Annotated in this window: 12 protein-coding genes; 11 read left to right on the forward strand and 1 reads right to left on the reverse strand. The window is 73.4% G+C overall.

The genetic code is table 11. The annotated features are described in order from the left end of the window. Positions 1–277 precede the first annotated feature (277 nt). The 10 genes from QMF80_RS32710 (at position 278) to QMF80_RS32755 (ending at position 10,405) form a co-directional block, all read left to right on the forward strand. Positions 278–1,060 (forward strand): SDR family oxidoreductase, encoded by a 783-nt coding sequence (locus QMF80_RS32710; RefSeq protein WP_283460029.1) that lies wholly within the window; start codon positions 278–280, stop codon positions 1,058–1,060. A gap of 52 nt (positions 1,061–1,112) precedes the next feature. Continuing rightward, positions 1,113–3,719, forward strand: a complete 2,607-nt coding sequence (locus QMF80_RS32715) for a bifunctional FO biosynthesis protein CofGH (RefSeq protein WP_283460031.1) — start codon at positions 1,113–1,115, stop codon at positions 3,717–3,719. Positions 3,720–3,986: 267 nt separating this feature from the next. Then, entirely contained in the window at positions 3,987–5,126 is a 1,140-nt protein-coding gene (locus QMF80_RS32720) for an ADP-ribosylglycohydrolase family protein (RefSeq protein ID WP_283460102.1), read from the forward strand. Between the two features lie 69 nt (positions 5,127–5,195). Beyond that, complete coding sequence (locus QMF80_RS32725; protein WP_283460034.1) at positions 5,196–6,092, forward strand: LLM class F420-dependent oxidoreductase; 897 nt, start codon at positions 5,196–5,198, stop codon at positions 6,090–6,092. Positions 6,093–6,229: 137 nt separating this feature from the next. Continuing rightward, the gene (locus tag QMF80_RS32730) at positions 6,230–6,625 is read left to right on the forward strand and encodes a WXG100 family type VII secretion target (protein ID WP_283460036.1); all 396 of its coding nucleotides are present in this window, start codon (positions 6,230–6,232) and stop codon (positions 6,623–6,625) included. A gap of 22 nt (positions 6,626–6,647) precedes the next feature. Next, positions 6,648–6,953, forward strand: coding sequence for a WXG100 family type VII secretion target (locus QMF80_RS32735; protein ID WP_283460038.1), 306 nt, complete (start codon positions 6,648–6,650; stop codon positions 6,951–6,953). Next, on the forward strand, positions 6,953–8,737 hold the full coding sequence (locus QMF80_RS32740) for an RNase A-like domain-containing protein (protein ID WP_283460039.1): 1,785 nt from the start codon (positions 6,953–6,955) through the stop codon (positions 8,735–8,737). The genes QMF80_RS32735 and QMF80_RS32740 overlap by 1 nt, the downstream gene beginning before the upstream one ends. Positions 8,738–8,763: 26 nt before the next feature. Further along, positions 8,764–9,399 carry a hypothetical protein gene (locus tag QMF80_RS32745; RefSeq protein WP_283460041.1) on the forward strand — a complete coding sequence of 212 codons (636 nt, stop codon included), beginning with the start codon at positions 8,764–8,766 and terminating at the stop codon, positions 9,397–9,399. Between the two features lie 42 nt (positions 9,400–9,441). Beyond that, the gene (locus QMF80_RS32750) at positions 9,442–9,741 is read left to right on the forward strand and encodes an RNase A-like domain-containing protein (protein WP_283460044.1); all 300 of its coding nucleotides are present in this window, start codon (positions 9,442–9,444) and stop codon (positions 9,739–9,741) included. 10 nt (positions 9,742–9,751) lie between these two features. Beyond that, on the forward strand, positions 9,752–10,405 hold the full coding sequence (locus QMF80_RS32755) for a contact-dependent growth inhibition system immunity protein (protein ID WP_283460046.1): 654 nt from the start codon (positions 9,752–9,754) through the stop codon (positions 10,403–10,405). Positions 10,406–10,466: 61 nt separating this feature from the next. On the opposite strand, the gene QMF80_RS32760 is transcribed toward QMF80_RS32755, so the two are convergent. Beyond that, positions 10,467–12,248: an AMP-dependent synthetase/ligase gene (locus QMF80_RS32760; RefSeq protein WP_283460048.1), complete on the reverse strand. Its 1,782-nt coding sequence runs from the start codon at positions 12,246–12,248 to the stop codon at positions 10,467–10,469. Positions 12,249–12,406: 158 nt separating this feature from the next. Between QMF80_RS32760 and QMF80_RS32765 the strand changes: the two genes are divergently transcribed. Further along, a complete protein-coding gene (locus QMF80_RS32765; RefSeq protein WP_283460050.1) occupies positions 12,407–13,489 on the forward strand; it encodes an AraC family transcriptional regulator in 1,083 nt (360 codons plus the stop codon). Positions 13,490–13,510 lie beyond the last annotated feature (21 nt).

Consider the following 13,510-nt stretch of genomic DNA (forward strand, 5'->3'; position numbering starts at 1 on the left):
TTTGAGGCGCCTCCGGAGGACCGTCGAGGGGCGGCCGGGAACCGGGGCATCGGTCCCCAGCCCTCCGGGGGCGCCTCAAACGCCGGCGAGGCTGGATGTGCCCCCGGATCGGCGACCCCGGCCACCGCCGGCGAGGCTGGATGTGTCCCCGGCCAGCCGGGGAGGCTGCGGTTCACCCCTCCCCCCGGGCGGGAAGCGGTGTCGGAGGGGTTCACAGTCCGGCCGCGTCGCCGTAGCCTGACGGGCCGTCAGATACACCGCCCCGCCGGGAGTCCGCATGCTGCTGCAAGGCAAGACCGTCATCGTCTCCGGCGTCGGCGCCGGGCTAGGGCACCAGGTCGCCGCCACCGTCGTGCGCGACGGCGGCAACGCCGTGCTCGGGGCCAGGACCGAGGCCAATCTCGCCAAGTCCGCCGCCGAGATCGACCCCGACGGCGCCCACACCGCCTACCTCCCCACCGACATCACCGACGAGGCCCAGTGCCAGGCCCTGGCCGCCCTCGCCCAGGACCGCTTCGGCCGGATCGACGCCGTCGTGCACGTCGCCGCCTGGGACTCCTACTTCGGCGGCCTGGCGGACGCCGACTTCGGCACCTGGCAGCAGATCCTCGACGTCAACCTCCTAGGCACGCTGCGGATGACCCGCGCCTGCCTGCCCGCCCTCAAGGCCCACGGCGGCTCCGTCGTCATCATCGGCACCCAGTCCGCCGTCGCCGCCCCCTCCGAGGTCCAGCAGGCCGCGTACGCCGCCTCCAAGGGCGCGCTGACCTCCGCCATGTACTCCATGGCCCGCGAACTCGGCCCGGACCGGATCCGGGTCAACACCGTGCTGCCGGGCTGGATGTGGGGGCCGCCCGTGCAGGCCTTCGTCACCTTCAGCGCGCACTCCGAGAACGTCCCGGAGGAGGAGGTACTGGCCCGCCTGACCCAGCGGATGGCGCTGCCCGAACTGGCCACCGACGGGGACGTCGCCGACGCCGCCGCGTTCCTCGCCTCCGACCGTGCCAGGTCGATAACCGGCCAGTCCCTGCTGGTCAACGCCGGTGAGCTGATGCGATGAGGCCCGTCACAGCGGCCGCCGCGGACCGGACCCCGGATCGTATGCTCGCGGTATGAGCACTCCGAGCAACGCTCCTGGCGCAGCCGCACCCGACGGCCCCGGCCCGACCGACAACTCCATGCGCCGCGCGCTCAAGCGGGCGCGCGACGGCGTCGCGCTCGACGCGGCCGAGGCGGCCGTACTGCTCCAGGCGCGCGGCGAGGCCCTCAAGGACCTCGCCGCCTCCGCCGCCCGGGTCAGGGACTCCGGGCTCGCCGCCGCGGGCCGCCCGGGGGTCATCACGTACTCCCGCAAGGTCTTCATCCCCCTCACCCGGCTGTGCCGCGACACGTGCCACTACTGCACCTTCGTCACCGTCCCGGGCAAACTGCGCCGCGCGGGCCACGGCCTGTACCTCTCCCCCGACGAGGTCCTCGACATCGCGCGCCAGGGCGCCGCGATGGGCTGCAAGGAAGCGCTGTTCACGCTCGGCGACCGCCCCGAGGACCGCTGGCCCGAGGCCCGCGAGTGGCTCGACGCGCACGGCTACGACGACACCCTCGCCTACGTCCGCGCGATGGCGATCCGGGTCCTGGAGGAGACGGGCCTGCTCCCGCACCTCAACCCCGGGGTGCTGACCTGGTCCGACCTCCAGCGGCTCAAGCCCGTCGCGCCCTCGATGGGCATGATGCTGGAGACCACCGCGACCCGCCTGTGGTCCGAGCCGGGCGGCCCGCACCACGGTTCCCCGGACAAGGAGCCCGCGGTGCGGCTGCGGGTGCTGGAGGACGCGGGCCGCTCCAACGTGCCGTTCACCACCGGGGTGCTGATCGGGATCGGCGAGTCCTACGAGGAGCGCGCGGACGCGTTCTTCGAGCTGCGCCGGATCCAGCGGGCCTACCACGGCATCCAGGAGGTCATCGTCCAGAACTTCCGGGCCAAGCCGGACACCGCGATGCGCGCGATGCCCGACGCGGAGCTGGAAGAGCTGGCCGCCGCCATCGCCGTGGCCCGGCACATCCTGGGCCCCGCGGCCCGGATCCAGGCCCCGCCGAACCTGGTGGACGCCGAGTACGCCCTGCTCATCGGCGCGGGCATCGACGACTGGGGCGGGGTCTCGCCGCTCACCCCCGACCACGTCAACCCCGAGCGCCCCTGGCCGCACATCGAGGAGCTGGCGGAGCGGACCGCCGCGGCCGGGTTCGAGCTGCGCGAACGCCTCACCATCTACCCGGAGTTCCTGGAGCGCGGCGAGCCCTGGCTGGACCCCCGGCTGCTGCCGCACGTCCGCGCCCTGGCCGACGTACGCACCGGGCTCGCGGACGAGGGCGCGACCGTCGAGGGGCGCCCGTGGCAGGAGCCCGACGGGGGGTTCACCGCCGTCGGGCGCACCGATCTGCACGCCAGCATCGACACCGAGGGCCGCACCGGCGACCGGCGGGAGGACTTCGACCACGTCTACGGCGACTGGGAGGCCCTGCGCGAGGCGGCGGCCCCCGGGATGGTGCCGCAGCGCATCGACACGGACGTGCGCGGCGCGCTCGCGCAGGCCGCCGACGACCCGGTGAAGCTCACCGACGACCAGGCGCTCGCCCTGCTGCACGCGGACGGGCCGGCCCTGGACGCGCTGTGCCGGATCGCGGACGACCTGCGCGCGTCCGTCGTCGGTGACGAGGTCACCTACATCGTCACGCGGAACATCAACTTCACCAACGTCTGCTACACCGGTTGCCGGTTCTGCGCGTTCGCGCAGCGTCGTACGGACGCCGACGCCTACACCCTGTCCCTGGACCAGGTCGCCGATCGCGCCGCCCAGGCCTGGGACGTGGGCGCGGTCGAGGTGTGCATGCAGGGCGGCATCCACCCGGACCTGCCCGGGACGGCGTACTTCGACATCGTGCGGGCGGTGAAGGAGCGGGTGCCGGACATGCACGTGCACGCCTTCTCCCCGATGGAGGTCGTCAACGGCGCCACCCGGACCGGGATGTCGGTCCGCGACTGGCTGACGGCCGCCAAGGAGGCCGGGCTGGACTCGATCCCGGGGACGGCGGCGGAGATCCTGGACGACGAGGTCCGCTGGGTGCTCACCAAGGGCAAACTGCCCACCGCCGACTGGATCGACGTCGTCACCACCGCGCACGAGCTGGGCATCCGCTCCTCGTCCACGATGATGTACGGGCACGTGGACCAGCCCCGGCACTGGCTCGGCCACTTCCGCACCCTGTCCCGGATCCAGCAGGAGACGGGCGGCTTCACGGAGTTCGTGACGCTGCCCTTCATCCACACCAACGCGCCCGTCTACCTGGCGGGCATCGCCCGGCCCGGGCCGAGCACCCGCGACAACCGGGCGGTGATGGCGATGGCCCGGCTGCTGCTGCACCCGCACATCACCAACATCCAGACCAGCTGGGTCAAGCTCGGCGCGGAGGGCGCGGGCGAGATGCTGCGCTCGGGGGCGAACGACCTGGGCGGGACCCTGATGGAGGAGACCATCTCCCGGATGGCGGGCTCGGGTTACGGCTCGTACAAGTCGGTGAAGGACCTGATCGCGATCGCGGAGGCCGCGGGCCGTCCGGCGCGGCCCCGGACCACGCTGTACGGGGAGGTGCCCGAGGAGCGGCAGCGGGTGGCGCTCGCCTCGGACGGGCACCTGCCCGCGCTGCTGCCCGTACTGGAGTGAGGTCGGCGCGCGGGGCCCGGCGCCCGCTCGGGCCGGCCCCCGCGCGTCGCCTCCCGCACGGCGGGTCGGCCGACGAGGAGGTCCCGCTTGAGCCGGCGCGCATGGTAGTAGACGCGTTCGCGATCCGGCCTTTCTGCGCACACTTACGGGCCGCGCGACGGACTCCCTCCGGATTCGAACGACCTGGTCCACTACAGTGCGCGCCAGAGCCAGCGGGGGGATGCACACATGGACGCAGCGGCGGAGAACATGACGACCGGACACGTGATGACAGGTCCCACGACCAGCGGAACCGTGACCACCGGGCTGTGGGGCCGGGTCGAACAGCAGGACTTCCGCAGCCGGGTGCGCGGCGCCCTGCTCGGCTGCGCCATCGGCGACGCGCTGGGCGCCCCGGTCGCCGGGCTCTCCCTCGACGGGATCCGCGAGACCCACGGCCTGGAGGGCCTGACCGAACTCGCCCCGGCCTACGGCAGGCGCGGCGCCGTCACCGCCTCCACCCAGCTCACCCTCTTCACGGTCGACGGTCTGATACGGGCCCACGTGCGCCGCGACACCGGCGCCTGGCACCCGCCCACCGACGTCCACCGCGCCTACCTCCGGTGGGCCGCCACCCAGCACGACTGGGGCCCCGACGAGCGGCGCAAGGAGAACGGCTGGCTCGCCCACGAGGAGTGGCTCTACGCCCGCCGCGGCCCCGACCGGGCCTGCATGACCGGCTTCGGCGACGAGATCCTCGGCACCCTGGAGCAGCCCAAGAACCCCACCGCCCGCGACACGGGCGCCACGGCCCGCTCCGCCCCCTTCGGCCTGCTCGTCGGCTGGGAACCCGCGCTGGTGCTCCAGCTCGCCATCGAGTGCGCCACCCAGAGCCACGGCCACCCCACCGCCTACCTCTCGGCGGGCGCCTTCGCGGTGATCGTCCACGGCCTGACCCGCGGCGACAGCCTCGACCTGGCGGTCCAGCGCGCCCTCGGCCTGCTCGGCTCCCGGGCCGGGCAGCAGCCCGTCACCGACGCCCTCCAGCGCGCCCTGGCGGCCGTCACCCAGGGCGTGCCGTCCGCCAAGATCATCGAATCGCTCTCGCCGGGCGACGGCCGCGACGCCGAGGACGCCCTCGCCGTGGCGGTGTACTGCGCCCTGGTCGCCGAGGACGTCCGCCACGGCCTGCGCCTCGCCGTCAACCACGGCGGCGACTCCACCTCCACCGGCGCCCTGTGCGGCGCCCTGCTGGGCGCCCTGCACGGCGAGACCGCCCTCCCGGCGGCCTGGCTGGCCGACCTCGAAGGCCGCGCCACCATGCTGGAACTCTCCGACGACTTCGCCCTCGAAATGACCCAGGGCCCCACCCTCCACGGCCCCGCGGTCTCCTCCCCGGGCTGGCTCGCCCGCTACCCCCGGGGCTGACACCCCCTCAACAACCGTGCGCGCAGCCCGTACCGTGACCCCACCCACGTCACGGAGGTGTACGTACACATGCCTAGCACGCCGAACGCGCCGGGCCCGCGGGCACCGCGGATCGCCGCCACCGTCTTCCTGACCGACCGGACCATCGCGCCCGTACCGCTCGCCCGGGCCCTTGAGGAGCGGGGGTTCTCGGGGCTGTACCTGCCCGAGCACACCCACATCCCGGTCAGCCGGGACACCCCGGCCCCCATGGGCGGCGCGCTGCCCGAGGAGTACGGGCGGACCCTGGACCCGTTCGTGGCGCTCGGGCAGGCCTCCGCCGTCACCGAGCGGCTCCGGCTGGGGACCGGGATCACCCTGGTCGCCCAGCACGACCCGATCGCCCTCGCCAAGCAGATCGCCACCCTCGACCACCTCTCCGGCGGCCGGTTCACCCTCGGGCTCGGCTACGGCTGGAACGTCGAGGAGGCCGCCGACCACGGGGTCCAGTGGCGGGACCGGCGCGAGCTGGTGCGGGACCGGATGGCGCTGATGCGGGCCCTGTGGGCGCCCGAACCCACCGCGTACGCGGGCCAGTTCTCCAGCGTCCGGGCCAGCTCGGCCCACCCCAAGCCCGTCCAGGCCCCGCGCGAACTCGCCCCCGGCGTAACGCTGCACGGCCCCCGCACCCTGATCGGCGGCGCCGCCGGGCCGAAGCTGTTCGCCGCGATCGCCGACCACGCCGACGGCTGGATGCCCATCGGCGGGGGCGGGCTGACCGAATCCCTGCCCGTGCTGCGCGCGGCCTGGGAGGCGGCGGGGCGCGATCCGAAGGCGCTCCAGGTGGTCCCGTACGCCGTCCGGCCCACCCCCGGCAAACTCGCCCACTACGCGGACCTCGGCATCGACGAGGTGGTGCTCCAACTCCCCTCGGCGGACGAGGCGGAGGTGCTGCGCACCCTGGACGAGTACGCCCCGTACCTCTGAGGCGCCGCTCCCGCGGGCCCGAACAACCCCCGCCCCCACGGCCCTTGATCCGCTTGCCTAGACTTCCCGTCTGAAATCAGCCAGGCGGCCGGAACCACGGCTCGCGGGCGACGGACGCAACGGACGGGGGGGCCGGGATGCGGGACTCCGATCTCGACGTATCGCAGGACGACCTCGGCAGGCTCGCCGACGACCTCGACGCCATGCAGGCGTACCTGGAGGAGCAGACCCGCCGCATGGACGGGGTCGTCGACAGCATCGCGGCGGGCTGGCAGGGCCCCACGGCCACCGCCTACCGCAGCTTCCACCAGGGCGTGTCCGAGGACGCGGTACGCATCCGTCAGGTCGTGATCCTGCTCGAAGCGGCCACCCGGGCCAGCCGGGACGGCTTCACCGAGCAGGAGATGGAGACCCTGGGGCGGCTGAAGAAGATGCAGGGCGGCGAGGACGTGTCGGCGGCGGCGCGCGCGCTGGCCGCGCCCGAGCCCGCCGCGGCGCCCGCGCCGCCGCAGAGCCGCATCCTGGACATGTGAACCACGGGGGATCAGCTACACCATGCCGGAAGACGACCGCATAACCGTCGACTTCGCCACGCTGCGCAGGCTGTCGGGCGAACTCGAAAGCATCCTGAAGACGCTCAACGGGAAGCTCGACGGCCTTTACGACCGCACCACCAAGGTGGTGCTGAGCTGGGACGGCGAGGCCCGTGAGGCCTTCGTCGACGCGCTCGACACGTGGGACCGCTCCGCGCAGGACCTCGTCGCCGCCCAGGCCTGGCTGCACGAGGTGGTCGTCAAGGGCCACCTCAACTACGACGCGGCGAACCGCTCCGTGCTGCGCGGCTGGGGCGGTGGCGCCTGATGGCGGGCCCGAGCACCCCGGGCTCCCCCGCCGGACCGGCCGCCTCCGCACAACCGCCCGGCGGTGCGGGCAGCATCGACGTCAAGCCCACCGACCTGTGGCGGGTGTCGAGCCGCATCGCGCTGCAGCAGGGCATGATGCACACCGGCGCCCGGACCCTGGTCTCCGGCCTGGAGAAGTACCCCGACGCGGGGGGCGCGGGCACGGACGCGGCCCGCTTCTCCCAGGCCTACATGAAGACCGGCAACCGCTGGCTGGAGGTCTGGGGCAAGGGCGTCCTGAGCATCGGCGGCGCCGCCGTCGGCTTCACCGAGACCGCCAACGCCTACTCCGTGGCCGACGCCGCCGCCCACCCCAAGAAGGGCCAGGCCGCCGAGACCCGCCCGGTGCCAGCCGTCACGGACAAGACCCCGGACTACGGCAAGGTCCCGGACCTCAAGTGGGGCGACCACGACGGCGGCGACGACTTCATCCGCAGCGTGCTGGAGATGATCCCGGAGGCGGTCCGCGACATCCTCCAGCCGGTCCTGAAGAAGGCCCTGCGCATCGGCCGCCTCGCCGACGTCTTCCCCGAACCGCAGCAGCACTACCTCAACTCCCTCTCGCAGACCTGGTCGGACACCACGATGTGCCTGGGCCAGGTTTCCGGCTCGCTGACGGCCGAGGTCTCCACCATCACCAACCCGCAGCAGGCCGACTGGGAGAACGCCATGAAGGTGTTCTGCAGCGCCGTCTGGGGCACCTCCGCGTGGGGCAAGAGCCAGCAGGGCTACCAGTGGGCCCACAGCTCCGGGCACGGCCCGGGGGCCACCCCCACCGGCAGCCAGCCCGTGATGACCGTCCTCTTCGACACCGCGATGGAGATCAGCGACATCCTGCGCGAGTACGCGGAGGCCGCCGTCAAGCTGAACCACGAGATCTGGGAAGAGTTCGTGAAGGCCGCGAAGAAGGCGGCCAAGGAGGTCCTGGAGGGCGTGGACCTCAAGGACGGCTTCGGCATGAAGGACCTCAAGGGCCTGGCCAAGGGCCTCGGCAAGGCCGGCAAGATGGTGCTCGACTTCGACATCCAGCTCGTCCTCAAGCTCGACACCGCCGCCATCAACCGGATCGTCGACACCTACACCACCACCCTCAACGGTCTCACCACCCGCGTGGACAACAAACTCCCCGCCCTGGACGAGGCCTTTCTCAGCGCGCCCAAGTTCGAGGCGGGCGTCGCCCGCGCGCACGGCTTCGGCGCCCGCGCGCTGAACGAGTTCAAGCACGAGCAGAAGTGGATGGTCCAGGACAAGGACGGCAACCAGGTCTTCGACCTGGCCAGCAACGAGTACCTCGGCAACGGCCACACCCTCGACAAGCACGTCGGCAAGACCGACGAGCAGCTCGCCCAGCGCCTGCGCGACCAGGCCGACCCGGCCACCCCCACCTGGCCGCACAACAAGCCGAGGATCGGCGGCTCCTCGTCCTTCAGCGACTACGCGCACGCCCAGTCGCTGACCGAGTACAACCTCAAGAACCGCCGCTCCGACATCACCGCGTGGCTCACCGGCCCGCCGCCACCCAGCGACGGCAGCACCAAGGACTTCGTCAGCGCCGCCCCGAACGGCGAGAACAGCGGACGCTACGTCTCCAAGCAGCCCGACCCCGCCCACCCCGGGTCCGGTTACAAGGACAACGGCATCAACGCCAAGGCGGTCGACGTCCAGAACGTCAAAACGGTGCTCCGCTACGATTCCAGGCTCGATCCGCCGTACGTCATCTACACCTCGATGCCCGCGCCGTGACCCGCCCCGACCTCCCTGGACCCCCGATGAACCCCGACACCACCACCCCGGACGAGCGGGCCCCGGACGAGCGGGCCCCGGACGACGGCGCGCACGCGTGGGAGACCGCCGCGCTGCGGCTCCTCGACGACCCCTACGTGTTCGCCGCCGCCGGACCCCGGACTCATGCGGACTGGGCCGAGGACGCCCTCGCCGTGCTGCGGCGCGAGAGCGCCGACCCCCGGGGCTGGACCGTCCTCGACTGGGACCGGGACGGCGAGGAACGGGCCGCGGGCGACCCCTCCTTCCCCTTCCTCCCCGGCCTCACCGCCACCGCGCTGCACACGGGGCTGCACCCCCTGGACGCCCCCGCGGCGGCCGACCTCCTCGCCTCGTTCACGCAGGAGTGGACCTTCGAGACGGCCCCGCTGCACCGCCGTCCCGCCGCCGAGCTGGAGGCCGTACGGGAGGACGCGCGCACCCTGCTGCGCCGCTTCGGCGCGGGCGCGGAGACCACGTACTGGACCACCTCCGCGCTGGCCCGCCCCACCACCGCCCCCGACTTCCTCCAGGGCCCCCTCTCCGGCGGCGGGGCCCGCTTCACCGACTACGCCGAGGAACTCGGCCTGATCGTCGCGGCCCCCGCCGAAGTCGGCGTCTTCTGGTCGTTCAACGCGATCTGAACCAGGCGTCCCGGCCCCCCGCCCCAGGGAGACAATGACCCCATGCTGACCCGTTCCGCCTCTTACCCCGACCGGGAAACCGCCCAGTGGGCCACCCAGCACGTCGTGACCGCCAACGAGCAGGTCATCCACCGCTGGCTGGCCCAGGGCACCCGGCGGCGCCTCACCATCGAGGCCGCCTGGCCCTCCCGCGAGGAGCCGGTCGGGCGCGTGCTGCTCGAAGCGATGCTGCTCGCCGGACACGACCCCGTCGACGTCCGCGCGGCCCGCATCGTCCTGCGCCGTGAACCGGCCGCCCCGCACGGGTTCGTCGTCCACACCACCGTCCCGATCTACCTCTAGAGGCCGACCCGTGTCCATGAAGCCCCTCGAACACGACCGCCGCTACGGCGAGCTGGACCAGGTCATGCGCGCCTACCTCGGCCAGGCCGCCGACGACACCCCCGAGCGGCGCAGCACCGCCCTGGACGCCTACCTGCGCCACACCTGGCACACCCGCCCCTGGGCCATCGCCGAGGCGGAACGCCAGCTGCGCGAGTACAGCCGTAAGCCCCCGGGCCGGCTGCGCCTGAGCCTCGGCGAGTTCTACGCGATCCCCGACACCGGGCTGCCGGAAGCCGCCGTCGGCGCGTGGCTGCTCGTCCTCGCCGACCACCTCAAGGCGAGCGTCGAGAACGGCGACGTACCCCCGCCCGCGACCCCGCAGACCCACTGGGAGTGGCACGCCCGCTTCCCGGAGGCGGGACAGCTGCTGGGCGGCTGGTTCTCCCAGGACATCGTGGAGGAGTTCGCCGACCACGACGCGGCGATCGCGGACTACGCCGCCACCACCGACCCCCACCTCGTGGCCCGTCTGGTCGGCGAACTGAACGAACTGGTCGCCCTCCCCCTGGAGGAGAGCGACTACGCCATGGCGGTGGCCGAACTGGGCATGGAGGTAGGCGTCCCCGAACCCTTCTCCTACGGCGCCTGGCTGAGCCTGCTGGCCGCGGACCTCACGGCCTGACCCGGAGGGGAACGTGGGGCGGAGGTGGGGTGGGGCTTCCGCGGCTTCGCCGCGGGGGGCTTTAGCCTCCGTACAACCCCTCGATCTCGCTCGCGTACCGCTCCGCCACCGCGTTCCGGCGGAGCTTCAGGGTCGGGGTCAGGGTGCCCGACTCCACCGTGAACTCCCGCTCCAGGATGTGGAACGCACGGATGCGGGCCGGGCGGGAGACCGATGCGTTGGCCTCCTCCACCGCCGCCTCGACCAGGGCCCGTACCGCCGGGTGCGTGGACGGCGTACCGGACAGGTCGATGTCCTCGCGGGTGGCCCAGGACGCGATCTCCTCCGCGTCCAGGGTGATCAGGGCGACCGGGTGGGGGCGGCGGTCGCCGACCATCACCGCGCGGGAGACGTAGCGGGAGCGCTGGATCGCGAACTCCACTTCCGTCGGGGTGATGTTCTTGCCCGCCGAGGTGATGATCAGCTCCTTCTTCCGCCCGGTGATCCGCAGGAACCCGTCCGCGTCCAGCGCCCCCAGGTCCCCCGTGCGCAGCCACCCCTGCGGGTCCACCGTCTCCGCCGTGGCCCCGGCGTTCGCGTGGTAGCCCGGGAAGACCATCGGCCCCCGCACCAGGACCTCCCCGTCGTCCGCGATCCGCACCTCGCAGCCCGCGATCGGCCGCCCCACCGTCCCGTACCGCACCGCCCCCGGGTGGTTGAGGCTGATCACCCCGGCCGACTCGGTCATCCCGTACCCCTCGAAGACCGCGATCCCGCACGCCCGCAGGAAGTCCAGGGTCGCGGGCGCGATCGGCGCCCCGCCCGTGAGCGCCCACCGCAGCCGCCCCCCGAAGGCGCCCCGGACCAGCGAGTACAGCGACTTCTCCGCCGCCTCGTACGCGTCCCGCGCCCCCTGCGGCAGCTCCCCGTCGGCCGCGAGCACGCCCAGCCTGACCGCCTCCTCGAACCGCTCCCGGCCGCCCTCCCGGGACTCGGCCAGCGACAGCACCACCGAGTGCAGCTTCTCGAACAGGCGCGGTACGGACGGCAGGTGTGTCGGCCGGGCCTCGGCGAGTTCGGCGATGACGTCTTCGATCCGCCCGCCGAAGTAGCACAGCTCCCCGCCCTCCAGCAGGGTGGTGAACTGGATCAGCTGGGCCAGCAGGTGCGCGAGCGGCAGGTACAGGTACGTCGAGTCCCCCGGCCCGCCCTTGATCAGCGGGAGCGTGGCGTCCTGGATCGCGCCGAGGTTCCCGTGGGTGAGGCGGCAGCCCTTGGGCAGGCCGGTGGTCCCGGAGGTGTAGACGATCGACGCGTCGTCGCCCGGCCCCACCGCCCCTGCCCGGACGTCGAGTTCACGGTCGAGGTCGCAGTCGAGGTCACGGTCGAGGTCGCCGCCGGGACCGCCGTCCCGCCCGGCCCGCCCCAACGTGTCCATCAGCACCACCCCCCGCACCTGCGGCAGTCCGTCCGGCAGCTCCTCCCGCAGCGCGTTCACCCGCGCCGCCTGCGCCTCGTCGTCGCAGACCACGACCACCGACGCGGAGTCGGACAGCACCCACGCCAGCTCCTCCGCGCCCGCCGTCGGGTACACCGGTACGATCACCGCCCCCGCCGCCAGGACCGCGAAGTGCGTACGGGTCCACTCCGGCCGGGTCTCGGCCAGTACGGCGACCCGCTCGCCCGGCGCCACCCCCAGGGCGAGCAGCGCCCGCGCCGACTCCCGTACTCCGGCGTCCAGTTCGGCGTACGTCAGGGTCTGCCAGGCGTCCCCGCGCCGGAAGCGCAAGGCGGTCCGGGGCCCGTACCGCTCGGCGCTCCACCGGGTGAATACCGCCAGCGTGTCCGGTCGCACAGCGTCCATCGGTATCGCCTCCATGGCTACCTGCGGGTACCTGCGGGGTACGCGGCGGGACGCGCCCCCCGCGTACCCCCGACGCTAAGCAGCCGTTCGCCCCCGGCGGCATGACCGGAAGCGTCACCCCCGCTGACCGCAGCGCTCATTGCGGCTACCGTCGGGGCATGGGGAGGCGGACGGTCACCGTGCACCATGTGCGCGCCGTGCTCGCGGGCGCCCGTGCGGCGGGCGTCGACACCGTGCCGCTGCTCCAGGAGGCGCAGATCCCGCCGCTGCTGCTGGGGGACGACCGGGCCCGGGTGACGCCCGCGCAGTTCGCCCGGCTGTTCCGGGCGCTGTACCGGCTCACCCAGGACGAGTTCCTCGGGCTGAGTACGGCTCCCAGCCGCCCCGGCACCTTCGCCATGATGTGCCACGCCACCCTGGGCTGCCGGGACCTGGGGGCGGCCATCGAGCGCGGGGCGGCCTTCTACCGGCTCTTCCCCGGCGGCCCCGAGCTGGCCCTCGACGTCAGCGGCGGGCAGGCCCTGTTCACCGTCCACAACGACTTCGGGCGGGACGAGGAGCGGTTCCTCACCGAGTGCCTGCTCGCCATCTTCCACCGGCTGTGCAGCTGGCTGGTCGGGCGCCGCATCCCGCTCGCCCACGCCACCCTCGCCTATCCCGCGCCGCCACACCGGGAGGAGTACGGCCTGCTCTTCGGCTGCCCGGTCCGCTTCGGCCAGCCGCGCACCGGGGCCGCCTTCGAGGCGCACTGGCTGAGCGCGCCGCTCGTACGGGACGAGGCCGCGCTCGACGCGATGCTCCGGCGGGCCCCCTTCGACCTGCTGTCGCGCCCGGAGTACGGGACGACCGTCACCGAGCAGGTGCGCCGGGCCCTGACCCGGCAGCTGCGGGTCTCGCCGAGGCTGCCGGAGCTGGGGGAGGTCGCGGGGCGGCTCGCGATGTCCCCGGCCACGCTGCGGCGCCGCCTCCAGCAGGACGGGACCTCCTTCCAGCAGCTCAAGGACCACGTACGGCGGGACGCGGCGATCGCCGGGCTGGCCGAGGGCGGGGAGCCGATCGCGGAGCTGGCGGCGCGGCTGGGGTTCTCCGAGGACACCGCCTTCCACCGGGCGTTCCGCCGCTGGACGGGCACCACCCCGGGCGCCTACCGCTCGCGCCCGGCGACGCGGGGGCGCACGGGCGACGAGCCGGGCCGGCCCGCGAGCCTGGAGGCCGATGAGGGGTCGGGTCAGCAAAGCTGAGCTGCCCGGTCAGCGACCTTC

It is taken from the genome of Streptomyces sp. G-G2, assembly GCF_030063135.1.
Lineage (GTDB): Bacteria > Actinomycetota > Actinomycetes > Streptomycetales > Streptomycetaceae > Streptomyces.